Source organism: Aeromicrobium sp. JP4, assembly GCF_054957925.1.
The window spans coordinates 2,242,892-2,265,477 of sequence record NZ_CM143290.1 but is presented as its reverse complement, the minus strand read 5'-3'; the positions used below and the strand labels follow the sequence as shown (position 1 = coordinate 2,265,477).

Below are 22,586 nucleotides of genomic sequence, written 5' to 3'. Positions count from 1 at the left end.
CCGACCATGAGAGGTAGTTACTGATGCCCACCGGCAACGACCGAACATCCACCGACATCTTCGAGCCGGAGGTGGAACACCGACCAGAATCTTCGCTCGACCGCGTCGTCTTCGGCGTCGCTGCCGCACTCGCCCTGGTCGTCGTGCTGTGGGGCATCCTCGACCAGGCCGCACTCGGTGAACGTGCCTCGCAGGCCCAGTCCTGGGTGATCGAGTACACCGGTTGGCTGTTCGTCCTGTCGACCACCGGCTTCGTCGTGTTCGCGATCTGGCTCGCCGCCAGCCGCTACGGCAAGATCCCGCTCGGCCAGGACGGCGAGCGACCGGAGTTCCGGACCACCTCGTGGATCGCGATGATGTTCAGCGCGGGCATGGGCATCGGCCTGATGTTCTGGGGTGTCGCCGAGCCGCTGACGTTCTACCTCTCCCCGCCGCCGGACACGGCCGCGGCCGGCTCCGACGCCGCCGTCCAGGTGGCCATGTCGCAGACCCTGTTCCACTGGACCCTTCACCCGTGGGCCGTCTACGCGGTCGTGGGCCTGGCGATCGGCTACGGCACCTTCCGCCTCGGTCGCCCGCAGCTGATCTCCGCCGCGTTCACCCGCGTGCTGGGTCGCCGCCAGACCGAGGGCCCGATCGGCAAGGCCATCGACATCATGGCCATCTTCGCCACGCTGTTCGGCTCGGCCGCCTCGCTGGGCCTGGGCGCCCTGCAGATCGGAGCCGGCATCGAGCACAACGGCTGGGTCGAGTCCGTCGGCGAGACGCTCGTCGTCTCGATCATCGTGGTGCTGACGATCCTGTTCATCCTCTCGGCCGTCTCGGGCGTCGCCAAGGGGATCCAGTGGCTGTCGAACATCAACATGGTGCTCGCGCTCGTCCTGGCGGCCTTCGTCTTCATCGCCGGGCCCACGCTGACGATGCTCAACCTCATCCCGACGTCGATCGCCGACTACGTGGCCTTCCTGCCCGAGATGGCCGGTCGCACCAACGCCAGCGGTGGCGACGACGTGGCCGACTGGCTCGGCGCGTGGACGATCTTCTACTGGGCCTGGTGGGTCTCGTGGACGCCCTTCGTCGGCATGTTCATCGCTCGCATCAGCCGCGGCCGCACCATCCGCCAGTTCGTCACCGGCGTCCTGCTGGTGCCCAGCATGGTCAGCCTCATCTGGTTCGCCATCTTCGGCGGCGCGGGCATCAGCGAGGCCGACGCCATCTCCGGCGGCGAGTCGTCGGTGAACTCCAACTACGCGCTGTTCGACCTGCTGCAGCAGTACCCGATCCCGGCGATCACCACGGTGCTCGTGATGCTCCTCGTGGGCATCTTCTTCGTGTCGGGCGCTGACGCGGCGTCGCTGGTGATGGGCACCCTGTCGCAGCGCGGCTCGATCCACCCGTCGACGTGGACCGTCGTGTTCTGGGGTTCGCTGACCGGCGCCGTGGCGGCCATCATGCTGCTCATCGGCGATCCCGGCGACCCGGTGGCCCTGCAGGGCCTCCAGGCGCTGACCATCGTGGCGGCGCTGCCGTTCCTGCTGGTGATGGTCCTGCTGTGCGTGTCGCTCTACCGCGACCTGCGCCTCGACCCGATCATCCTGCGCGAGGATCTCGGCCAGACCCTCGTGGAGGACGCCGTCCTGGCCGGTGTCGAGCAGCACGGTGAGGACTTCGCCCTCGTGTTCGAGGAGACGACTCCCACGGAGGACGACGCCAACGAGCTCGACGCGGCAGAGCTCGACGCCACCGAGGACGCCCGGAAGTAGTCCTGTCTCCGCCCCCGCCGGCCTCACTCGAGGTACCAGGCGGGGGCGGCGCGGGCCCGCTGGTCGGACATCCAGCGCCCGATCGACCAGCGCGGGCCCTCGGCCCGTGCGGTGACCGTGGCGACGTCGGCGTCCATCCGGCACGCCCGCAACCGCGCGCCGTTCTCGGCCGCCACCGAGCTGGCGACCTCGCAGGGCTCCTCCCCCTCGACGCTGGCACGCGACGCGGCGAGTGCCGACAGGTCGGCGGCCGCCGCGGCTCGTTGCCGCAACGAGACGGCCAGCGCCACCTGCAGGCACGTGAACGCCACGAGGGTCAGCAGCGCGACGACGGCGAGGGCCTGCACCGTCGCCGAGCCGCGTTCGGGCCTCACTCGACGACCGCCACGGACCGGCCCTCCAGGTCGAGGCGGAGCCGCGGCACGAGCGGCAGGCGTGCCCGGTACCTCACGGTGACGCCGGCCCGGCCGTCGTCGACCTGGACCCGCACCCGCGAGCCGGGCACGGCCTGCTCGACCGCCCTGCGGGCCTCGTCGACGGGCTGACCTCGAGCGATGAGGCGCGCCGCCTCACGCGAGGCGTCGGACACCCGCATCTGCGTGACGCCCAGCGAGACGACCCACACGAGCACGAAGGCCACCAGCACGACGAACGGCATCACGACCACGGTCTCGGCCGTGACCATGCCGCGCTCGGTGCGCCTCACCACGGCCATCGGACGAGATCGGGCAGGGGCGAGGCGAGGGCTCGCGTGAGCTGCTCGGCGACGAACGAGCGCGCCCACCGGCCGACGACCGCCTCGGGGCCGCCCAGGATGACGCCCGCGATCGTGACGGCGCCGAGGGCGCCCACGGCGAACTCGGCCGTCACCTGGCCCTGCTCGTCCGTGGCGGTGCGGTGAAGACGGTGCATGTCCCTCCTCCGGGACGGGTGGCCGCGGCACCCGCGCGGGGTGCCGCGGCCACGGGGGTCAGAACGGCAGCAGGTCGGGGATCCGGCTGATGAGGTCCTGCACCAGCTCGCCGAACCACTCGGACTGGCCGACCTTCACCAGGACGCCACCGATCGTGCAGGCGCCCAGCGTTCCGACGGCGTACTCGGACGTGCTCATGCCCCGCTCGTCGGCTCGGTCGACGCGGCGGCGCAGGGCGGTGATCAACTTCATGGGTGTCCTTCCAACGGATGATGTGACACCCGAAGATGGGCTGCTGCTGCCCGAAAGTGCGGTGGCCGCTGCGGGCTGGGGACAAGCCCGACGGCGTGGGCTCCCCATGGGGACAACTCAGAAGCGAACCGAGCCGAGGACCGCGAGCACCGTCGGCGCGACGCCGACCAGGACGAACGCCGGCAGCAGGCAGAGCCCCATCGGCAGGGTGGTGCGGACCCCGACCCGTCCCACCGCCTCGCGCCGCTGCGCGCGATCGGCACGCCGGAGGTCCTCGGCGGCGTCGCGGATCAGCGGGACGACGGCGGCTCCGGACGCCTCCGCCCGCGCGAACGCGCGCCCGACCGGCTCGAGGACGTCGCCGTCGAGTGATCTCCACGCCGTGGCCGGGTCCGCCGCCAGCCGCACGCGGCGGGCGAGCACCGTCAGCTGGTGACCCACGGGACCGGGCGTCTGCGTCGCGACCGCGATGACGGCCTCGTGCGGCGACCGGCCCGCCGCGAGGACCGCCGCCACCAGATCGAGCGCGAGGGGCGCACCTCGGACGAGCAGGATCCTGCGTCGCGTCTCGCGTGCGGGCTCCCAGCGGCCCACGTGGCGGTGCACGAGGGGCGCGACGGCGACTCCGGCCAGCAGTCCGACGCCTCCGAAGACCATCCAGCCGGCCAGCGGGACGCAGACCGCGGCGAGCACGGCGCGGTCGATCCGCCGCGGGGGTGCGTCACGGCGCAGCCGTCGACGGCGCCGGCGCGCCGGCCCGGGCACCACGAGCAGCAGCGCGCACGCGACCAGCAGGCCCGCGATCACTCGCCGGCCTCGAGACGATCGGCGATCCGCTCGATCCACAGCACCCCGGCGACCGCGAACCCGACGCCGAGCGCGACGCAGAGTGCCCCGGCGGTCGTGGTGGTGACGACCCGCAACGGGTCGACCCCGAGTCCGGTGCCCAGGCCGAGCCCCAGGGGCGGCATCGCTATCACCAGCAGGGCGGTCGCGCGCGCCGGGGCGACGCCGGCGGCCAGCTCGCGGTCGAGCTCACGCTCCTCCCGTGCCGCCTCGCGCACGCGCTCGAGCGTGTCGGCGAGCGGCACACCGCACGTCTGCGACACCGCCCAGGCTTGGCCGAGCGACCCGAGCGAGCCAGCACCCGGGCGGCGGCCGACCTCCAGCAGGGCGGCCGCCACGTCACCACCGGTCATCGCCGCCATCGCGGCAGGACGCAAGATCGGCGCCTCGCTCTCGAGCCGCTGCACGGCCGTGGCCGGCGGGATCCCGCTGCGGAGCTCGCCGACGAGCCCGTCGATCGCCAGCTGGCACTCGTCCCGGACGGCGAGGCGGGCTCGGCGGGCCCGCGACCTGGCGTACCGGACGCCGGCGGCCACGGCCACGGCCGAGCCGGTCCAGGCCAGGATCGTGGGCGCAGGCGGCAGGATGGCCAGGCTGAGCGCCGAGCCGAGGCCCACCAGTGCGAGGAACGATCGCGGACCGGGCCGTCGTCGCGCGGGCCGTTCCGTCCGCAGCCGCACCCAGGACCACGGCGGCCGCCAGACCAGCACCGCCGCGATCGCCAGCAGCGCACCGACCTCCCTCACGGGTCGACGGGCCGGCCGCGGTGGACCCGCAGCCGGGGTCGCACGAGCAACCGGCCGCGCTGGTCGGTGCCGAGGTCGGCCAGCGCGGCGACCTCGCGCATCCCGTCGGCGTGGCGGGCGACGTGGACGACGGCGTCGAGGCCGGCGGCGACCTGGGCGTGGACCGCGTCGCGACTGAGCCCGGCCGCGATGCCGAGCGCCTCCATTCGGGCCGGGACGTCGTCGGGTGCGTTCGCGTGCACCGTGCCGCAGCCACCCTCGTGACCGGTGTTGAGCGCCGCCAGGAGGTCGACGACCTCGGCGCCGCGCACCTCGCCCACCACGATCCGGTCCGGGCGCATCCGCAGGGCCTGGCGGACGAGATCGCGGAGCCCGACGGTGCCCGCGCCCTCGACGTTCGGCGGCCGGGCGACGAGCCCGACGACGTGCGGGTGGCGCGGCCGCAGCTCGTCGGAGTCCTCGACCACCACGATCCGATGCTCGACCGGAACGAGCCCGAGGAGGGCCGCCAGGACGGTGGTCTTCCCGGTCCCCGTGCCGCCCGTGACGAGGAAGCTGCGGCGGGTGGCGACCAGGTCCCGCAGGGCGTCGGCCATCGGCGGCGCGACGGAACCGCCCGCCTCCAGCTCGGCGAGGGTCATCGCTCGGCGGGGTGGCACGCGCAGTGAGATCACGGTGCCCGTGCGCGCCACCGGCGACAGCACGGCGTGCAACCGGGTGCCGTCACCGAGACGGCCGTCGACCCACGGCGAGGCGTCGTCGAGCCGGCGTCCCGCGGTGGCCGCGAGCCGCTGGGCCAGTCGGCGCACCGTGGGCTCGTCGGCGAAGGTGACGTCGGGCCGCAGCACCAGCCCTTCACCCGCATCGACGTAGACCCCGCCAGCCCCGTTCACGAGGACGTCGGTGACGCCCGGCAGGTCGAGCAGCGGCTGCAGCACCCCGGCACCCAGCACCTCGCTGCGGAGCTGCTCGACGATCGCGAGCACCGTGGTGGTCCCCCACAGTTGGTCCTCCACGCGCAACGCCTCGGCCACCGAGTGCGGCGTGGGCTCGGCCCCCGACGCGGCCAGCCGTCGGCGGACGCGCTCGACCACCTCGGGACGGACGCCGCTCACCGCAGCCCGACCGTGTCGAGCACCCGCCGTGCCGCACCCACCACGGTGCGGGCGTGCATCGGACCGATGCCGTGCTCGAGGTCGGCCGCCAGTCTTCGTGAGGTGCCGAGGTCGGCCAGCACGGGCAAGCCCAACTCCTTGCCGACGGCAGCCGCCGGCATCCCCGAGGGCGCCGGTCGGGTGACGATCGCGACCGCACCCGACCATGACGCGAGCCGGTCGACCAGCGCGCGCGCCGCCACCAGGCCCCGGAGCCGTCGTGGCACGACGACCACCGTGAGCACCGAGCGCGACACCAGCTCGCGACCGAGGTCGTCCAGGTGCCGGGGCACGTCGGCGACCACGACATCGAACCCCCGCATCGCGGCGCTGATCACCGGTGCGCTGCCGTGGACCGGTCGACCGGCCCGGCCGAACGACACGAGCGCGAGGCCTCGGTGGACGGGCAGGTTCTCGACGAGCTCGGCCGCGCCCACGTGGCCCACCGCCCCGTCGAGGTCGTTCCAGCGCGACCCGTCGACGGCCTCGGCACCCGTGACGAGATCGAGCCCGCCTCCCATCGGATCGCCGTCGACGAGCACCGGCCTCAGGTCGCGCCGCGCCGCCAGACCGGCGGTCGCCGCGGCCAGCGTGGACGCGCCGACCCCACCGCAGGCCCCGACGACCGCGATCGCGCACGCCTCCCCCGAGCCGTCGAGCGCGCGTACCAGGGCACCCACGATGGCGGCGTCCTCGTCGTCGGCCAGCACGTCGCGCGCGCCCAGGTCGAGGGCGGGACGCCAGGCCTCGCGCGGGTCCCCGGCGACGACCACCACCTCGTCACGTCGTGGCAGGTCCACGGCCAGCAACGACTCGAGACTGCGCGCGTCGACGAGCACGGCGGAGGCAGACCGCCACGCGCGGCGGACGTCCTGCGCCGCTGCCATGGTCTCGGGCTCGCGCCCGGCGGCAGCGCACCATCGCCGCGCACTCTCCGCGAAGGACTCGTCATGGGTGACCACCAAGGGTGCGGCGGCGGGTTCGCGTACGTCCATCGCCCCACCCTCGTGGGCCGCCGGGCCGAGTGGGAGGGGTCGAGCCGGGCCTGTGGACGGCGCGACGAGTGTGACGCAGCCTGTGGAGGAATGTCCGCATCCTGCGGGTGCGACCGCCTACGCTGGGGCACATGGCGACTCCCGCGGGACGTCCCGCCGCGTTCTTCGACCTCGACAAGACCATCATCGCGAGGTCCAGCACGCTTGCCTTCAGCAAGTCCCTCTTCGCCGAGGGGCTGCTCAGCCGGCGCGCCGTCCTGCGCAGCGCCTACGCCCAGCTCGTGTTCAGCACCGGCGGAGCCGACCACGACATGCTGGAGCGGATGCGCGACGAGATCAGCGCGATGGTCACCGGCTGGGACGCCGTCACGGTGCGCCAGATCGTCCGCGAGGCCCTGCACGACGTGATCGAGCCGCTGGTCTACTCCGAGGCGCTCGACCTCATCGAGGAGCACCGCGAGGCGGGCCACGACGTCATCATCGTGTCGGCGTCAGGATCCGAGATGGTCGAGCCGATCGCCGAGATGCTGGGCGCCACGCACGCGATCGCCACCCGCCTCGAGGAGGTCGACGGCCGCTACTCGGGGAAGGTCCTGCACTACTCGTACGGTCCCAACAAGGTCACCGCGATGCGCGAGCTCGCCGCCTCCCAGGGCTACGACCTCGACCACAGCTTCGGCTACTCCGATTCCGAGACCGACATCCCGATGCTGGAGGCGGTCGGCCACCCCTTCGCCGTGAATCCGGACAAGGGACTGCGCCGCCGCGCCGTCGAGGAGGGCTGGCCGATCCTGACCTTCGAGCGGCCCACGGCGCTGCGCTCGCGCCTCGTCCCCGAGACCACCACGGGCAAGGCGATGGCACTCGGCGGGATCGCGGCCTCCGCCTCGCTGCTGGCCCTCGGGATCACGGCGGCGATCCGTCGCCGCCCGCGCGAAGCCCTGTGATCCGCACTCACCGTGCCCCGAAGTCCCTTGTGATTCGGGTCACAGTGAGGCACGCTGGAGACAGAATTCCAGAGCAGTCCGCAGCAAGGTACCCACGCGGCGATCTCCCTTCCACAGGGCAATCGCAGACGGGACACCCGCCGTCGTTCGCGATGCCGGCCCCGAGGCGATGATTGACGAAGGCACGCTTGGTAGCCGAGATGCGGACTTTCACGACGGCGTCGGGCCAGCCCCGACGCCGTCGTCCTGTGCCCGGCTCCTGAGCCTCAGCGCGAGGCGAGCGGAGAGGCCTCGGCACCGCGCGTGAACGCCTCCGCGGCGTAGAGCAGCCAGCGGTGGACGCCCGCCTCCTCGGCCCCGTAGGCCTCCAGCGCCGCGAAGTAGTCGGGGGCCGCAGCCACGTGACCGGCCTCCGGCACGGTGACCGACGCGGGATCCACCCCGCGCGCGAGCATCACGAGCCGCTCTGCCGCACGCGCCACCACGCCGTTGTGCGAGACGAACGCGCCCGCGGAGGCGATCTCGGCGTGCACGAGCGCGGCCACCACGAGGGCCGGCGCCTCGGTCTTCGCGCCCAGCAACGAGGCCAGCTGGGTCAGCCGCGCCGTCCCGGCCGGGTTCACCGGACGGCCGAGGTCGTCGTCGGGCACCGAGCCGGCGGCCGCGAGGGCGTGCATCCGGGCCATCGCCTGCACCGGCGAGCGCTGCCACGTGGGCAGCAGGCCGAGCAGCTCGGTGGACAGCCGCACCGCCGCTCGGGCCGTGGCGTCGCCCCCGCCGGAGGCGAGCTCGTCGAGCTCGCACTCGCTGCCCTCCAGCGTGGCCGTGGCCCAGGCGCCGATCAGCAGCGATCGCGCCGTGTCGTCGGGCGTGCTGCGGCGCAGGCCACGGTCGCGCAGGACGGCGTCCATCCCGTCGCGGGCGGCGCGGAACGCCGACGGAACGCCCTCGAGGGACGCGGCTGCGATGAACGGATCTGACACGCAGGCAGCGTACCCAGCACGCCTCCGGGCGCCGGGCGTGACCGGCGGTAGCCTCGGAACGTGGACGTCATCCCCGCAGCGCGCGCGGCCAAGTGGATGGTGGGCGACCGCCTCTCCACGGTGCTGCACCTCGGCGACGGCGGCCTGGCCTACGAGCTCGCCGAGCAGGGCCACGACGTCACCGTCCTGGGCGACGACGTCGAGCAGGTCCGCAACCCCGACCTGTCGTACATCCGCTCCGGCGGCGACCGGCTGCCCCTGCGCTCGAACACCTTCGACGTCGTGATCACCCCGTTCTTCGAGGAGTCGCCCTCCGCGCTGGCCGAGTACGCGCGGGTGCTGGTCCCCGGTGGGCTGCTCTCGAGCATGAGCCGGCGCTACGACGACTCCATCCCCTGGATGCGCCGCCTGCGGGCGATCACGGGCGACCGCGACGCCCCCGAGCCGGCCGTCGACACGTTCTCGGCGTCGGGGCTGTTCGGTCCTCCCGAGGTCGAGGTCTTCAACGCCTGGGAGGAGCTCGACCTGGCCCACCTGCTGCGCTTCGCCGAGCAGACCCGGCGCGCGACCGTGCCCGAGTCGGCCCTCGGCGCGGTGCACGACCTGTGGCGCGAGTACGCGTCGGGCGCCGCCAAGCTGCGCCTGCGGCACGAGACCCGGTGCGTCCGCGCCGTCGTGGACAAGTCCGCGCTGGCCGGCGAGCCGGATCCGCCGGACGCGATCCTGCTCTCCCTGGACTGACGTGAGCCCCCTCGACCTCGCGATCGCGGTGGCGGTCGTCGCCGTGCTGGCCGGTCTGGCCCTGCTCACGCGGTGGGTGCTGCTGAGCCGTCGCCGCAGCCTCGGGTCGGCGGAGGACCGAGCCACCTACGAGACCCTCCACACGGCGGCCCTCGCCGCGCCCGCACTGCGATCGGGGCTCGACGCCGAGAGCGTCGGCCGGGCCCTGCCGCACCTGCGCCAGCTGATCGGCTCGCCGACGGTGGGCATCACCGACACCCACGGACCCCTCGGCTGGGCCGGACGCGACGAGACCGAGCACACCGCCCACCTCGTCGCCGTGGCGCTGGAGCACGGGCGCACGCAGGCGTCGAACCGCGTCATCGTCGCTCCGCTGTCGGTGGAGGGCAGGGTCGTCGGCAGCATCGTGGTGGTCGACGACAGCGCCTCGGCGGGCCTCGCCCGCACCACCACCGAGGTGGCCGGCTGGGTCTCCAGCCAGCTGGAGCTGGCCGAGCTGTCCGCCTCGCGCACGGCGCTGATGGAGGCCGAGCTGCGGGCGCTCCGGGCGCAGATCTCGCCCCACTTCATCTACAACTCGCTCGGCGCGATCGCCTCCTTCGTGCGCACCGATCCCGAGCGGGCCCGCGAGCTGCTGCTGGAGTTCGCCGACTTCACCCGGTACTCGTTCCGCCAGCACGGCGACTACACGACCCTCGCCGAGGAGCTGCGGTCGATCGAGCGCTACCTCGTGCTGGAGAAGGCCCGGTTCGGCGACCGCCTGCGCGTGATCACCCGCGTGGCTCCCGAGGTGCTCAGCCTCACCGTCCCCTTCCTCACCGTCCAGCCCCTCGTGGAGAACGCGGTGCGCCACGGGCTCGAGCGCAAGCCGGGTCCCGGGACGCTGACCGTCATCGCCGAGGACGCCGGCACGGAGTGCGTCATCTCGATCGAGGACGACGGCGTGGGCTCGGACCCCGAGACGGTGCGTGCCGCCCTGGCGGGACGCACGAGCTCGCCGTCGGTGGGACTGGCGAACGTGGACGAGCGGCTGCGCACGGTCTACGGGAACGACCACGGGCTCGTGGTGGAGACGGCGCCCGGGATGGGCACGAAGGTCACGCTGCGGATTCCGAAGTTCACCCCGACCACGGTGGACTGACGGTCCGTAGACTTGACCGGTGAGGTTTCTCAACGATCTGCAGCCCAGCCACGACCTGACGTACAACGACGTCTTCATGGTCCCCGGACGGTCCGACGTGGCATCGCGCTTCGACGTCGACCTGTCCACCGCCGACGGCACCGGCGCCACCCTGCCGCTCGTGGTGGCCAACATGACCGCCGTCTCCGGCCGACGCATGGCCGAGACCGTCGCCCGCCGCGGCGGCATCGCGATCCTGCCGCAGGACATCCCGCTCGACATCGTGGCCGACACGGTCGCCCGCGTGAAGGCGGCCCACACCGTCTTCGACACCCCCGTCGTGCTGACCCCGAACATGACCGTCGGCGAGGCGCTGAGCCTCGTGCCGAAGCGCGCCCACGGCGGCGCCGTCGTGGTCGAGTCGCTGAGCGGTCCCGAGCTGAAGGTCGTCGGCGTCTTCACGCCGCACCAGGCCCACGAGATCGACCGCTTCGCGCAGGTGCGCGAGGTCATGCTGACCGACCCGTTCGTGCTGCAGTCCGACGGCGACGTGCGCGAGATGTTCAACCTGCTGTCCGAGCAGCACGTCCCGTTCGCCCCCGTGGTCGATGGTGGTGCGCTCGTGGGCGTGCTCACGCGCAAGGGCGCGCTGCGCTCGACGATCTACACCCCGGCCACCGACCCCGACGGCCGTCTGGTCGTCGGCGGGGCGATCGGAATCAACGGCGACGTGCGCGGCAAGGCGCAGGCGCTCGTCGAGGTGGGCATCGACGTGCTCGTCGTCGACACCGCCCACGGCCACCAGGCCAAGATGTTCGACGCGCTGCCGCTCGTGCGCGAGGTCCGCGACGCCCACGAGGCAGCCACGGGCCGCCGCCTGCCGATCGCGGCGGGCAACGTGGTCTCGGCCGAGGGCGCACGCGACCTCGTCGCCGCCGGCGCCGACATCGTCAAGGTCGGCGTGGGTCCCGGCGCGATGTGCACGACGAGGATGGCCACCGGCGTCGGCCGGCCCCAGTTCTCGGCCGTGCTCGAGTGCGCCGCAGCGGCCACCGAGCTCGGCGCGCACGTGTGGGCCGACGGCGGCGTCCGCTGGCCGCGCGACGTCGCGCTGGCGCTCGCAGCCGGCGCGGCCAGCGTCATGATCGGCTCGTGGTTCGCCGGCACGCACGAGAGCCCCGGCGACCTGAAGTTCGGGGCCGACGGCCGCGAGTACAAGGAGTCCTTCGGCATGGCCTCGTCGCGCGCGGTGGCGAACCGCACGCGCGACGCCGCCGGCTTCGAGCGCGCCCGGATGGCGCTGTTCGAGGAGGGCATCTCGACCTCGCGGATGTTCCTCGATCCCGAGGCACCCGGCGTCGAGGACCTGATCGACCAGATCACCGCGGGCGTGCGCTCGTCGTTCACCTACGCCGGTGCCCGGACCCTGCCCGAGTTCGCCGACCGCGCCATCGTCGGCCTGCAGTCCAGCGCCGGCTACGACGAGGGCCGCCCCCTGCACGCCTCCTGGTGAGGATGCAGGGGCGCGGCCCCGGTCAGTGCGCGCCGGCCGAGACGATCTCGTTCGGCACGCCCGGCAGCTCCACGCTCCGTGCCACCCGGCCCGCGGCGAGGTCGATCTCGTGCACCGTCGAGGCGCCCGGCTCGGTCACCCACGCGGTGTCCCCGTCGACGGCGAGCGTCGGGAGGGGACGCTGCCAGTCGAGCGGCTCCTTCCACGGGTCGATCACCACGATCCGGTCGGTGACCTTCCCCGACTCGGGATCGATCACGTGCAGGGCGCCGTCCGTGCCGAGCACGAGCGCCTCCCCCGCCGGGCCACGGCCGAGCGACCGGAAGGTGTAGCTCGTGCCCAGGTCGACCAGGCGCAGCTTGCGGCTCTCCGTGTCGATCAGGCTGATCCGCTCGGGACGCTCGAGCTCGGCGTCCGCGTCCACCTTGTAGTCGCCGAGGACCACGGGCGAGGCGGGGCTGCCGGCCTGGTTGCCGATCCGGCCGTACGCGTCGGGGCTGGAGATCTTGGTGATCGTTCCGTGGTCGACCACGACCACGCCGTCCTCGCAGCCGACCACGGCACGGCCCTCCGCGGCGGTCGCCTCGCCGTGGACGCCCGGGCAGTCGTCGGTGCGCGCCAGCTCACTGCCGTCGATTCCCTCGCGCAGGACGACCGTCGAGCGGCTGTCCGCCGTGCCCTCGGTGTGCATGAGGTCGCCGCCCAGATTCACGGCGACACCGTGGTGCGGCTCGGGCGTCTCGCTGGTCTCGAGGACCTTGGTCGGATCCTCGGAGTCGAGCACCCGGATCGAGCCGTCGCCGTCCCCGAAGAGCACCGTCCGGCCGTCGCTGACCGTGACGTGGCCGGGCTCGGCGGCGTCGAACGTCTCGCCGAACTCCGGATCCCCCGTCACGCGGTGGTGCGCGTGGTCGCCGTGCGCCTCGGCCTCGACTCCCGTGTCGAGCAGGCGGAACCCGTCCTCGGTCGAGACGAACACGTGCTGCCCGTCACCGGCCGCGTTCACGCGGGTGAAGCCCTCTGCCGGGAGCGCTGCCACGGACTCGAGACTGTCGCGCTCGAGCACGAGCACCTCGTCCTCGGTCGTCACCACGAGGCGCGGTCCGGAGACCTCCCGGCCCTCGTGCTCGTCCGCCTCCTCCGGGCTGCCGGATCCGGACTCACCGCACGCGGCCAGCACCGAGCCCGCCACCAGCACCGCCAGGGCGAGGCGCCCCTGTCGCCATCTCGTCATCGTCGCTCCTTGTTGGGAATGAATGTCATTCCCATTAGAACACGACGGCACGGCCCGCCACCGAGAGGGCAGCGGGACGAGAGGTCAGCGCAGGATGAGGTCAAGCCCGCGGGCGAACGAGGCGTCCAGGTCGGGATCCTCGGCGAGGATGCCGATCTGCGCGGCCTGGCGGTGCATCTGGGTCGCCTGGGTGTGCCCGAACACGTAGAGCAGCAGGGTGCGCGCGAGGTCGGGTGTCGTGAGCTCCGCCAGCTCGTTCTCGATGCGCGAGTCGCCGAGCCGGAAGGCCGAGGCGGTGGCCACCACGTCGGCACCGTCGCGCACGGCCAGCATCGCCTCGCGGAGGGCGTGGGCCGCCTTCGCGGCATCGTCGCCGACCTCGACCCCGGCGACGATCCGGTCGGCCATCAGGGCCAGCAGCGTCTGCTTGTCCGGGACGTGGTGGTAGAGCGCACTGGGCTGCACCCCGAGCTCGCTCGCGACGCGTCGCATCGAGCAGAACTCGAGGCCGTAGGCGTCGAGCACGCGCAGGGCGCCGGAGACCACGTCGTCACGGGTGTTGGCCATGACGCCACTCTATCGGCTAGCCTGAACACCGTTCAGGTGAACACCGTTCAGGAGACGACATGACCACGACCACCAGCACCCGCCGCCGCCTCACCGGCACCGACCTCGCGCTCATCGCGGCCTTCGCGGCACTCATCGCCGCCTGCGCGCTGCTCCCGGCGATCAACGTGGGCGCCGGCATCGTGCCGATCACCCTGCAGACGTTCGCCGTCCTGCTCTCCGGCGCCGTGCTGGGCGCCAAGCGCGGCTTCCTCGCGGTGCTGCTCTACCTGGCCATGGGTGCGGCCGGCCTCCCGGTCTTCTCGGGCGGCGCCGCGGGCCTGGCCGTGTTCGCCGGCCCCACGATGGGCTACCTGATCGGCTTCCCCTTCGCCGCCGCGCTGTGCGGCTTCATCGTCGAGCGGCTGCCCCGCGACAAGGTCGCGACGAGCATCCCGCTGATCTTCCTCGCGGGCCTCTTCTCCAGCGCCGTCCTGATCCACACCCTGGGCATCCTGGGCCTGGTCTGGCGCGCCGACATGAGCCTGGCCGCCGCGGTCAAGGTCGACATCGTGTTCTGGCCCGGCGACGTCATCAAGAACCTCGCCATGGCCACGGTCGCGACCGCCGTGCACCGCGCGTTCCCCGACCTGCTCCCCGCACGCCGTAAGTGATCGAGCTCGTCGAGGCAGCCGTCGAGGGGCGGCTGGAGCCGACCTCGGTCCGGCTGACGGAGCGACGGGTCGCGATCATCGGCTCGAACGGCTCCGGCAAGTCCACCCTCGCCCGGCTCGTCAACGGGCTCGTCGAGCCGACGAGCGGGCGCGTGGTGCTCGACGGCCTCGACACCCGGCGCGACGGGCGCGAGGTCCGCCGGCGCGTCGGCTTCGTCTTCACCGACCCGGCCGCCCAACTGGTCATGCCCACCGTGGCCGAGGACGTGGCGCTCTCCCTGCGCAAGCACCATCGCGACAAGACCGAGCGGGAGCGGGCCGTCACGGCGGTGCTCCAGCGCTTCGGACTGGGCGACCTCGCGCTGCGCAGCGTGCACGCGCTCTCGGGCGGCCAGCGCCAGCTGCTCGCGATCGCCACCGTCCTGGCGACCGACCCCGACGTCCTGGTGGCGGACGAGCCGACCACCCTCCTCGACCTGGCGAACACCCGCCGCGTCGGCGAGGTGCTGCTCGGCCTGTCACAGCAGCTCGTGCTGGTGACCCACGACCTCGACCTCGCCGCTCAGTGCGATCGGGCGCTCGTCGTGCACGAGGGTCGGGTGGCGTTCGACGGCCCGGCCCCGACGGCGGTCGACCACTACCGGGCGCTAGTGTCGTGAGCACGCCACTGGGGATGTACCAGCCGGGGACCTCTCCCCTGCACCGCCTGTCCCCCGGGCCCAAGCTGGTCGGGCTGTTCCTGCTCGCGATCGCCGTGCTGGTCGCCAAGGGGCCGTGGACGGGCGTGGGGTTCGTCGTGCTGGTGATCACGCTGGCAGCCCTCGGGAGCCTCTCGCCGGGCTCTGTCCTGCGGGCACTGCGCCCCTTCGTCATCGTGGCGGTCCTGCTGCTGGGCTTCAACGCCTGGCAGAACGGGTGGCCGCGCGCCGTCGAGGTCGTCGCCGACCTGACGGCGCTGATCCTGGCCGCCACGGTGCTGACCGCCACCACGGCCGTCAACGACCTGTTGGACACCATCGTGCGCTCGTTGGGGCCCTTCCGGCGCTTCGGCGTCGACCCCGACCGCGTGGGCCTCACGTTCTCCCTCATGCTGCGCGCGCTCCCCGGCACGATCGAGCTGGCGGCCGAGACCCGCGACGCGGCCCGGGCCCGCGGCCTCGAACGGAGCATCCGGGCCCGCACCATCCCTCTCGTCCTGCGCGTGGTCGCGCGTGCTCGCGACACCGGGGACGCCCTGCACGCCCGCGGTGTGCTCGACTGACCTCCGGCCTCCCGGCGCGGCGTCGAGCAGACTGACGAGGCGCAGAGTGACTAGGCTCACTCCCATGGCGCGCGCACTGCGGACGCTGGTGGTCGACGACGAGCAACCGGTCCTGGACGAGTTGGTCTGGCTGCTCGGCCGCGACGACCGGATCGGCACGATCGACACGGCCCGGTCCGGGACCGAGGCCCTGCGCCGACTCGACGCCGGCGACATCGATTTGCTGTTCCTCGACATCGCGATGCCCGGTCTCACCGGGATCGACATCGCTCGGCTGCTCGGCCGGTTCAAGTCGCCGCCGCAGATCATCTTCGTCACGGCGCACGACGCCCACGCCGTGGAGGCGTTCGACCTCAACGCCGTCGACTACCTGCTCAAGCCGATCCGCGAGGAGCGCCTGCGCGAGAGCGTGCGTCGCGCCGTGTCCGACTCGGACTCCGCGGGCACCGACTCCGACGACACGATCGCGGTCGAGCTGGCCGGCGTCACCCGCTTCGTCTCGCGCTCCAAGGTGACCCATGCCGAGGCCCAGGGCGACTACGTGCGGCTGCACACGCTGGACGGCGCGAGCCACCTCATCCGCACGCCGCTGACCTCGCTCGCCGAGGACTGGGCCGACGCCGGCTTCCTGCGCATCCACCGCAGCATCGCGGTGAACCGCGCGCACATCCTGGAGGTCCGCATGTCCTCGGGCCGCGCCAGCGTCGTGGTCCCGGCGGCCGGCGGCACCACCACCGAGCTGCAGGTCGCCCGGCGCCACACCCGCGCCCTGCGCGAGCTGATCGGCGAGCACACGCCGTGACCGAGGAGCCACGGGAGTCCGGACGGGTCCGGATCACCAGCCCCCTCTCGAGCGCCCCCGCGCACGTGCGCAGCACGGTGGGCCAGGAGATCGACGAGGCCACCGGCGTCGGCGAGGTCTACATGCAGTCGCTCATCCGCTCGCAGCTGCGCGCGGCCGCGACGGTGACCATCACGCTGCTGCTCACCGTCGTGAGCCTGCCGCTGGTCTTCTCCTGGGTCCCGGGTCTCAACGACAGCCGTGTCCTGGGCATCCCGGTGCCGTGGCTCGTGCTCGGCGGCGGCGTCCACGCGGGGCTGATCCTGCTCGGCTGGCTCTACGTGCGCCACGTCGAGCGCGTCGAGCGGCTCTTCGCCCTGCTGGTCGAACCGGGCGACACCCTGCCATGAGCCCCACCTGGGGGATCGTCGCGGTCACGCTCGTGTCGATCGCCACCCTCGCTATCGGCGCGTTCGGTCTGCGGATCAGCCGCACCACGAGCGACTTCTACGTCGCGTCACGCTCGGTCTCCCCCGCGCTGAACGGCTCGGCGATCAGCGGCGAGTACCTCTCGGCGGCCTCGTACCTGGGCATCGCCGGGCTCGTGCTGGTCAACGGCGCGGACATGCTCTGGTACTCCATCGGCTGGACCTCGGGCTACCTGCTGCTGCTGGTGTTCGTGGCGGCCCCGCTGCGCCGCTCGGGCGCGTACACGATCCCCGACTTCGCCCAGGTGCGCCTGCAGTCGGTGGCGGTGCGGCGGGTCTCGACCGCCCTCGTCGTGGCGGTCGGCTGGCTCTACCTGCTCCCGCAGTTCCAGGGCGCCGGCCTGACCCTGGAGGCTGTCCTGGACGCCCCGCGCTGGGTCGGCACCGTGCTGGTGGCCGTGATCGTGACGCTCAACGTCGTGCTGGGCGGCATGCGATCGATCACCTTCGTCCAGGCGTTCCAGTACTGGCTGAAGCTGACCGCCCTCCTGATCCCGCTGATGTTCCTGCTGCTGGCGTGGTCACGCGACGGGCGTCCGGCGGCGCAGGCGTCCAGCGACTGGTGGATCCCGCTCGGCGACGCCAACCCCCAGACCATGTACTCGACCTACGCCGTGATCGTGGCGACCTTCCTCGGCACGATGGGGCTGCCCCACGTGGTGGTGCGTTACTACACCAACCCCGACGGGCACGCGGCGCGCCGGACCACCCTCATCGTGCTGGGCCTGGTCTCGGTCTTCTACCTGCTGCCGACCTTCTACGGCGTCCTCGGACGCGTCTACGCGACCGACCTGATCGACTCCGGTCGCGCCGACACGGTGGCGCTCGAGCTGCCGAGCCGCCTCATCGAGGGCACGGCCGGCGAGGCGCTGACGGCCCTGGTGACGGCCGGGGCCTTCGCAGCCTTCCTCTCCACCTCGTCGGGCGTGACGATGGCCATGGCCGGCGTGGTCGGGCAGGGCCTGAGCAACCACGCGCCGTGGCGGGGGCGGCTCTCCTCGATCGCCGCGCTGCGGATCGCGGCGGCGGCCTGCGTGGCGGTGCCCCTGCTGCTGGCGTTCGTCGCCGAGCCGATCCCGGTGGCCAGCTCGGTGGTGTTCGCGTTCGCGCTGGCGGCCTCGACCTTCTGCCCCCTGCTCGTGCTGGGGATCTGGTGGCGCGGCCTCACGTCCGCCGGCGCCATCGCGGGCCTGATCGGCGGCGGGATCTGCGCCGGCGCGGCCCCGTTCGTCACGCTCGCGCTCGACGTGGAGGGCTGGTGGGGCACGCTCATGAGCCAGCCGGCGGTCTGGTCGGTGCCCGTGGGCTTCGGGCTGATGGTGGGCGTCTCGCTGGCCACCCGGGCGCGGGTGCCGGCGAACGTCGGCCGCACGATGGTGCGCCTGCACACGCCGGAGCGGGTGCAGGTGGACCGCCGGTTCTGAGTCAGACGCTGCGCGAGGTGTCGAGCCGGTCGAACGCGTCGAGCACGTCCCCGACCGAGGGCTTCTCGATCGTGGTCACCACGGCGGCGCGACCCTCGCGCTCCTGGCGCAGGTGCCGCTTGACGGTGGAGGTCGAGCAGCCCAGGCGCTGGGCCAGCTCGCGGCAGGTCTCGTCGGGATGGGCCTTGCGGGCGGCGATCACCTCGGCGTGGTCGACCGGACCGCCTCCGACACGTGCCGTGCCGTAGGGGCTGGAGTCGAACCGCACCTCGATGCCGAGCTCGCGCCGCATCGTGCGGCGCTCGGCCTCACTGGTGCACGCGACGAAGCCCAGGACGTCGACGTCGACCACCGAGCGGTACAGGCAGTCGGCGAGGACGTCGCAGCCCGCACAACGGCGGTGGGCCGCGGCTCGCTTCGCGAGGTAGTCACGCCATTGCTCGACGGTGACGTCGCGCCGCGCCGGCGGGGACAAGAGGATCTCGTCCTGGTACATCGCCGGTGACATGGCACACGGTGGGAGTGTCGGCCTCATTGCCATCTCCGATCCTGCAGGTGACCCCAGTCTAGAGGTACATTCCCCCCGTTTCGGAAGGTGTGACGCGTTCGGACGTCGCACCGTCCTCGCCGGCACCTCCCGGCAGGGCGAGGCGCATGTTCTGCAGCTGGCTCTGGGCCTGCACCTGCTGGGCGTACAGCGCCGCCTGGATGCCGTGGAAGAGGCCCTCGAGCCAGCCGACGAGCTGGGCCTGGGCGACACGCAGCTCGGCGTCGCTGGGGGCCTCGGCGTCGAACGGCAGGCTGAGCCGCTCGAGCTCGTCGACCAGCTCGGGCGCGAGGCCGTCCTTGAGCTCGTCGATCGACTGGTGGTGGATCTCGCGGAGGCGGGCGCGGCTGGCCTCGTCGAGGGGCGCCACCTTCACCTCCTCGAGGAGCTGGCGGATCATGCCGCCGATGCGCATCACCTTCGCCGGCTGCTCCACGAGGTCGGTCAGCGGCGTGCGCTCGGGCTCCGCGGGGGCGGGGACGGGCTGGCCCTGGGGGTCGATGATCCGGTCGTCGGTCATGCGCCCCAGCCTAGGCCGGGAGGCCACGGGGCGCGGCGCGACCTCAGGCCGTGACGTCGAGGACGACCTTGCCCACGTGCGACGACTCCTCGAGGATGCGGTGCGCGTCGGCCACCCGCGAGAGGGGCACCGCCTCGTGCACCACCGGCCCGAGGGTGCCGTCCTCGATGAGCGGCCAGACCTTCTCCACGAGCTCGGCCATGATCGCGGCCTTCTCCTCGAGGGGGCGGAATCGCAGCGACGTCGCCGCGATGCTGCCCTGCTTCGCCAGCAGCGCTCCGAGGTTCAGCTCGCCCTTGCGCCCACCCTGCATCCCGATCACGACGATGCGTCCGCCACGAGCGAGCGAGGCCACGTTCTGCGCGAGGTACTTGCCGCCGATGATGTCGAGCACGACGTCGACGCCACCGAGGTCCTGGCAGGTCTCGACGAAGTCGTCCTCGCGGTAGTTCACCACCGCGTCGGCACCGAGCCGGCGGACGACCTCCGCCTTCTCCTCGCTGCCGACCGTCGTGACCACCGTGGCCCCGAAGGCCTTGGCCAGCTGGATCGCCGTGGTGCCGATGCCGCTCGCGCCGCCGTGGACGAGCAGCTTCTCGCCCTCGCGCAGGCCGGCGAGCATGAAGACGTTGGACCAGACGGTCGCGTAGGTCTCGGCGATGGCCGCGGCCTCGATCAAGGAGGTCCCGGCGGGCACGGGCACCACCTGTCCGGCCGGCGCGACCACCCGTTCGGCGTAGCCGCCCCCGCTCAGCAGGACGCAGACCTCGTCACCCGGGGCCAGGCCGGTGACGCCCTCGCCGAGCTCCTCGACGACGCCGGAGCACTCCAGCCCGAGGACGTCGGTGATGCCGGGAGGGGGCGGGTAGTGCCCTTGGCGCTGGAGCAGGTCGGCGCGGTTGACGCCGGCCGCGGCGACCCGCACCGCGACCTCGCCCGGGCCGGGCTCCGGATCGGGGAGGTCGGCGACGACGAGGCTGTCGGGGCCTCCGGGCTCTTCGACGATGACGGCTCGCATGTGCTCCACGGTAGTGACCGGCACACTGGACCTCATGCAGGTGACGCTCGTCCAGCTGGCCGCCACCCTCGACTCGGCCGCCAACCGTGCCCAGGTGGAGGCGCGACTCAGCGACCTCGACGGCCCCGGGCTCGTCGTGCTGCCCGAGGCGACGATGCACGACTTCGGCCCCGCCGACCACGACCTCGCGGCCGTCGCCGAGCCCCTTGACGGCCCCTTCGTCGACCTCATCGCACGCGAGGCGAAGCGCCTCGGATCCACGATCGTGGCGGGGATGTTCGAGCGCACGGACGATCTCCCGTACAACACGCTCGTCGTGGTCGCTCCCGACGGCGACCTCGCGGCGACGTACCGCAAGATCCACCTCTACGACTCGTTCGGCTACCGGGAGTCCGAGCGGCTCCGCGCCGGCGAGATCGAGCCGGTCGTGGTGCCCGTGGAGGACCTGACGGTCGGCCTGATGACCTGTTACGACCTCCGGTTCCCCGAGCTGGCGCGCGCGCTGGTCGACCGCGGGGCGGACGCGTTCGTCGTCCCGGCGGCGTGGGTCGCCGGCGAGCACAAGGCCGAGCACTGGCGCACGCTGCTGCGCGCCCGGGCCATCGAGAACACCGTCTGGGTGGCCGCGGCGGCCCAGGGCGGCTCTCGCTACACCGGCCGTTCCTTGGTCGCCGACCCGTGGGGAACTATCGTGGAGGAAGCCGCCGGGGGGGACGAGCTGGTCACTGCGCAGGTCGCGGTGGACGCCGTTCGCGCTTCCCGCGACGTGAACCCGTCGCTCGCCAACCGGAGGATTTCCACACCGTGACGACTGCCCCGCCGGGCCGACGCCGCCTCGACACGTCGGTCCCGACCCCCTACGAGGTCGCGACCCGTGAGCCGCGCGTCGACTCGCCGCGCTGGGCGCGTCTGCTCATGATCGCGACGTTCGTCGCGTGGGCGTGCGGCACCGCCGGTGCCGCATCGGCGATCACCGACGTCGGCGCCCCGTCGTGGCTGTGGCGGCCGTCGGCGGCCGTGCTGCTCGTGACGTTCGCCGTGATGCTGACGCACCGCGTCGGCGGGTACATGCGCATCTGGGTGTCCCTGTCGCTCCTGCTGTCCGCGGCGGCCCTGCTGAGCGGGGTCAACGCCCTGCTGGCCGCGGCCGCCGGGACGACGGCGGTGCTGTCCGCCGTGTCGGCCGTCGTCTTCACCCGGCCTGCCGCCACCGTGGTGCAGGTGCTGCGCGAGTACGCCGTGATGCTGGTCCTCGCGCTCAGCGGCGCGGTGGGGGTCGCTGCCTGGAACGCCCCGGTCGAGGTGCGCCCCTTCGGCCTCATGGTCATGGCCGTCTCGGTCACGCTCGCCATCTCGATCGTCTGGCGCCTCGGCTCGGGCCTGCACGGCTTCGGCCGCAGCCACCTCAAGCTGCTCGTCGTGGTGGCCGTGGTCGCGGTGGGCCTGTTCTACTACGGCAGCTTCGTGCGGACAGCGGGCTCGCCCGCGCTGACGAACCTGCTCGACGACACGATCGTGTGGCTGCGCCAGAACATCGGCGGCGTCCCGCGCCCGTACGAGTTCCTCATCGGGTTCCCGGCGCTCGTGGTGGGCGTCTCGATGCGCTCGCGGTACCGCGAGGGCTGGTGGGTCTGCGTCTTCGCCGTCGTCGGCACCGTGATCGTCGCGAACTCGCTGATCGATCCGCGCGCGTACCCGTCGTACTTCGCGCTCTCGACGCTCTACAGCGCGATCATCGGCCTCGTGATCGGCCTGGTCATCCGCGCGGTCTTCTTCCGGCCGCGGTCGCGGCGCGCCGCGCGCGCCGTCCAGCAGGCCCAGCGCACCGAGCCCGGTCGCCTCTCACCGCTGCGCTGAGTTCAGGCCGCGACCACGCTCCCGCCCGCCCACTTGTGGATCGGGATGCACGTGCCTGCGCCCGCGGGACGTTGATCCCGCTCCAAAAGTGGAGGGCTCGGGTGCCAGGTCGGGGCGCCCGCGCGGCGGAATGCGAGAATCGATCCAGGTCCCGTCGCCTCGGCGGCGGGCCTGGAGGGGTGCCGGAGTGGCCGATCGGAACCGCCTTGAAAGCGGTCGCTGGCAGCAGTGTCAGCCGCGGGTTCGAATCCCGCCCCCTCTGC

27 protein-coding genes and 1 tRNA gene are annotated in these 22,586 nt (G+C 72.9%); 14 read left to right on the top strand and 14 right to left on the bottom strand.

Features of this window, described 5'->3' with window-relative positions; translation table 11 throughout:
• The first annotated feature begins 23 nt into the window (after positions 1 to 23).
• Positions 24 to 1,763 carry a BCCT family transporter gene (locus ACY1JX_RS11095; RefSeq protein ID WP_462563998.1) on the top strand — a complete coding sequence of 580 codons (1,740 nt, stop codon included), beginning with the start codon at positions 24 to 26 and terminating at the stop codon, positions 1,761 to 1,763.
• A 23-nt stretch (positions 1,764 to 1,786) separates the two neighbouring features.
• Here ACY1JX_RS11095 and ACY1JX_RS11090 read toward each other — a convergent pair whose 3' ends face one another.
• The 8 genes from ACY1JX_RS11090 to ssd form a co-directional block, all read right to left on the bottom strand.
• A complete protein-coding gene (locus tag ACY1JX_RS11090) occupies positions 1,787 to 2,137 on the bottom strand; it encodes an Rv3654c family TadE-like protein (RefSeq protein ID WP_462563997.1) in 351 nt (116 codons plus the stop codon).
• Complete coding sequence (locus ACY1JX_RS11085) at positions 2,134 to 2,469, bottom strand: TadE family type IV pilus minor pilin (RefSeq protein ID WP_462563996.1); 336 nt, start codon at positions 2,467 to 2,469, stop codon at positions 2,134 to 2,136. Before ACY1JX_RS11085 ends, ACY1JX_RS11090 begins: the two co-directional genes overlap by 4 nt.
• Positions 2,466 to 2,675: a DUF4244 domain-containing protein gene (locus ACY1JX_RS11080; protein ID WP_462563995.1), complete on the bottom strand. Its 210-nt coding sequence runs from the start codon at positions 2,673 to 2,675 to the stop codon at positions 2,466 to 2,468. The genes ACY1JX_RS11085 and ACY1JX_RS11080 overlap by 4 nt, the downstream gene beginning before the upstream one ends.
• 58 nt (positions 2,676 to 2,733) lie before the next feature.
• Positions 2,734 to 2,928 carry a DUF4244 domain-containing protein gene (locus tag ACY1JX_RS11075; protein ID WP_286930907.1) on the bottom strand — a complete coding sequence of 65 codons (195 nt, stop codon included), beginning with the start codon at positions 2,926 to 2,928 and terminating at the stop codon, positions 2,734 to 2,736.
• A 117-nt stretch (positions 2,929 to 3,045) separates the two neighbouring features.
• Entirely contained in the window at positions 3,046 to 3,735 is a 690-nt protein-coding gene (locus tag ACY1JX_RS11070) for a type II secretion system F family protein (RefSeq protein WP_462563994.1), read from the bottom strand.
• Positions 3,732 to 4,520: a type II secretion system F family protein gene (locus ACY1JX_RS11065; protein WP_462563993.1), complete on the bottom strand. Its 789-nt coding sequence runs from the start codon at positions 4,518 to 4,520 to the stop codon at positions 3,732 to 3,734. The genes ACY1JX_RS11070 and ACY1JX_RS11065 overlap by 4 nt, the downstream gene beginning before the upstream one ends.
• Complete coding sequence (locus ACY1JX_RS11060) at positions 4,517 to 5,635, bottom strand: TadA family conjugal transfer-associated ATPase (RefSeq protein WP_462563992.1); 1,119 nt, start codon at positions 5,633 to 5,635, stop codon at positions 4,517 to 4,519. Before ACY1JX_RS11060 ends, ACY1JX_RS11065 begins: the two co-directional genes overlap by 4 nt.
• Entirely contained in the window at positions 5,632 to 6,669 is a 1,038-nt protein-coding gene (gene ssd / locus ACY1JX_RS11055; RefSeq protein ID WP_462563991.1) for a septum site-determining protein Ssd, read from the bottom strand. The genes ACY1JX_RS11060 and ssd overlap by 4 nt, the downstream gene beginning before the upstream one ends.
• 131 nt (positions 6,670 to 6,800) lie before the next feature.
• Between ssd and ACY1JX_RS11050 the strand changes: the two genes are divergently transcribed.
• Positions 6,801 to 7,616: an HAD family hydrolase gene (locus ACY1JX_RS11050; protein WP_286930902.1), complete on the top strand. Its 816-nt coding sequence runs from the start codon at positions 6,801 to 6,803 to the stop codon at positions 7,614 to 7,616.
• Between the two features lie 266 nt (positions 7,617 to 7,882).
• Here ACY1JX_RS11050 and ACY1JX_RS11045 read toward each other — a convergent pair whose 3' ends face one another.
• Positions 7,883 to 8,599 (bottom strand): Fic family protein, encoded by a 717-nt coding sequence (locus ACY1JX_RS11045; protein WP_181753273.1) that lies wholly within the window; start codon positions 8,597 to 8,599, stop codon positions 7,883 to 7,885.
• 60 nt (positions 8,600 to 8,659) lie between these two features.
• Between ACY1JX_RS11045 and ACY1JX_RS11040 the strand changes: the two genes are divergently transcribed.
• Genes ACY1JX_RS11040 through ACY1JX_RS11030 form a run of 3 tightly spaced genes read left to right on the top strand, consistent with a single transcriptional unit; the run spans position 8,660 to position 11,973 of the window.
• Positions 8,660 to 9,340 carry a methyltransferase domain-containing protein gene (locus ACY1JX_RS11040; protein ID WP_462563990.1) on the top strand — a complete coding sequence of 227 codons (681 nt, stop codon included), beginning with the start codon at positions 8,660 to 8,662 and terminating at the stop codon, positions 9,338 to 9,340.
• 1 nt (position 9,341) lies between these two features.
• Positions 9,342 to 10,481: a sensor histidine kinase gene (locus ACY1JX_RS11035; RefSeq protein ID WP_462563989.1), complete on the top strand. Its 1,140-nt coding sequence runs from the start codon at positions 9,342 to 9,344 to the stop codon at positions 10,479 to 10,481.
• 19 nt (positions 10,482 to 10,500) lie between these two features.
• On the top strand, positions 10,501 to 11,973 hold the full coding sequence (locus ACY1JX_RS11030; RefSeq protein ID WP_462563988.1) for a GuaB1 family IMP dehydrogenase-related protein: 1,473 nt from the start codon (positions 10,501 to 10,503) through the stop codon (positions 11,971 to 11,973).
• Positions 11,974 to 11,995: 22 nt separating this feature from the next.
• On the opposite strand, the gene ACY1JX_RS11025 is transcribed toward ACY1JX_RS11030, so the two are convergent.
• A complete protein-coding gene (locus tag ACY1JX_RS11025) occupies positions 11,996 to 13,207 on the bottom strand; it encodes a hypothetical protein (RefSeq protein WP_462563987.1) in 1,212 nt (403 codons plus the stop codon).
• An 84-nt stretch (positions 13,208 to 13,291) separates the two neighbouring features.
• Positions 13,292 to 13,774, bottom strand: coding sequence for a TetR/AcrR family transcriptional regulator (locus tag ACY1JX_RS11020; RefSeq protein ID WP_181753280.1), 483 nt, complete (start codon positions 13,772 to 13,774; stop codon positions 13,292 to 13,294).
• A 59-nt stretch (positions 13,775 to 13,833) separates the two neighbouring features.
• Here ACY1JX_RS11020 and ACY1JX_RS11015 point away from each other — a divergent pair, with 59 nt between their 5' ends.
• The 6 genes from ACY1JX_RS11015 to ACY1JX_RS10990 all read left to right on the top strand — a co-directional run bounded on the left by ACY1JX_RS11015 (position 13,834) and on the right by ACY1JX_RS10990 (position 18,381).
• Positions 13,834 to 14,427 (top strand): biotin transporter BioY, encoded by a 594-nt coding sequence (locus tag ACY1JX_RS11015; protein ID WP_181753282.1) that lies wholly within the window; start codon positions 13,834 to 13,836, stop codon positions 14,425 to 14,427.
• Positions 14,424 to 15,086 (top strand): energy-coupling factor ABC transporter ATP-binding protein, encoded by a 663-nt coding sequence (locus tag ACY1JX_RS11010; RefSeq protein ID WP_462563986.1) that lies wholly within the window; start codon positions 14,424 to 14,426, stop codon positions 15,084 to 15,086. Before ACY1JX_RS11015 ends, ACY1JX_RS11010 begins: the two co-directional genes overlap by 4 nt.
• Positions 15,083 to 15,688, top strand: a complete 606-nt coding sequence (locus tag ACY1JX_RS11005) for an energy-coupling factor transporter transmembrane component T family protein (RefSeq protein WP_462563985.1) — start codon at positions 15,083 to 15,085, stop codon at positions 15,686 to 15,688. The genes ACY1JX_RS11010 and ACY1JX_RS11005 overlap by 4 nt, the downstream gene beginning before the upstream one ends.
• Positions 15,689 to 15,752: 64 nt before the next feature.
• Positions 15,753 to 16,490, top strand: a complete 738-nt coding sequence (locus tag ACY1JX_RS11000) for a LytR/AlgR family response regulator transcription factor (protein WP_286930893.1) — start codon at positions 15,753 to 15,755, stop codon at positions 16,488 to 16,490.
• Complete coding sequence (locus ACY1JX_RS10995; protein WP_181753287.1) at positions 16,487 to 16,879, top strand: DUF485 domain-containing protein; 393 nt, start codon at positions 16,487 to 16,489, stop codon at positions 16,877 to 16,879. The genes ACY1JX_RS11000 and ACY1JX_RS10995 overlap by 4 nt, the downstream gene beginning before the upstream one ends.
• Positions 16,876 to 18,381 carry a sodium/solute symporter gene (locus tag ACY1JX_RS10990; protein ID WP_181753289.1) on the top strand — a complete coding sequence of 502 codons (1,506 nt, stop codon included), beginning with the start codon at positions 16,876 to 16,878 and terminating at the stop codon, positions 18,379 to 18,381. Before ACY1JX_RS10995 ends, ACY1JX_RS10990 begins: the two co-directional genes overlap by 4 nt.
• A 1-nt stretch (position 18,382) precedes the next feature.
• Here ACY1JX_RS10990 and ACY1JX_RS10985 read toward each other — a convergent pair whose 3' ends face one another.
• The 3 genes from ACY1JX_RS10985 to ACY1JX_RS10975 are packed head-to-tail and all read right to left on the bottom strand — an operon-like array spanning position 18,383 to position 20,466.
• Positions 18,383 to 18,889 carry a WhiB family transcriptional regulator gene (locus tag ACY1JX_RS10985; protein WP_462563984.1) on the bottom strand — a complete coding sequence of 169 codons (507 nt, stop codon included), beginning with the start codon at positions 18,887 to 18,889 and terminating at the stop codon, positions 18,383 to 18,385.
• A gap of 58 nt (positions 18,890 to 18,947) precedes the next feature.
• Positions 18,948 to 19,448 (bottom strand): bacterial proteasome activator family protein, encoded by a 501-nt coding sequence (locus ACY1JX_RS10980; protein ID WP_462563983.1) that lies wholly within the window; start codon positions 19,446 to 19,448, stop codon positions 18,948 to 18,950.
• Positions 19,449 to 19,491: 43 nt separating this feature from the next.
• Positions 19,492 to 20,466 carry an NAD(P)H-quinone oxidoreductase gene (locus ACY1JX_RS10975; RefSeq protein WP_462563982.1) on the bottom strand — a complete coding sequence of 325 codons (975 nt, stop codon included), beginning with the start codon at positions 20,464 to 20,466 and terminating at the stop codon, positions 19,492 to 19,494.
• Between the two features lie 34 nt (positions 20,467 to 20,500).
• Between ACY1JX_RS10975 and ACY1JX_RS10970 the strand changes: the two genes are divergently transcribed.
• The 3 genes from ACY1JX_RS10970 (at position 20,501) to ACY1JX_RS10960 (ending at position 22,585) form a co-directional block, all read left to right on the top strand.
• Complete coding sequence (locus ACY1JX_RS10970; RefSeq protein WP_462563981.1) at positions 20,501 to 21,274, top strand: carbon-nitrogen hydrolase family protein; 774 nt, start codon at positions 20,501 to 20,503, stop codon at positions 21,272 to 21,274.
• Positions 21,271 to 22,323 (top strand): hypothetical protein, encoded by a 1,053-nt coding sequence (locus ACY1JX_RS10965; RefSeq protein ID WP_286930888.1) that lies wholly within the window; start codon positions 21,271 to 21,273, stop codon positions 22,321 to 22,323. Before ACY1JX_RS10970 ends, ACY1JX_RS10965 begins: the two co-directional genes overlap by 4 nt.
• 173 nt (positions 22,324 to 22,496) lie before the next feature.
• Positions 22,497 to 22,585 (top strand) — tRNA-Ser (locus ACY1JX_RS10960).
• Position 22,586: the final 1 nt, after the last annotated feature.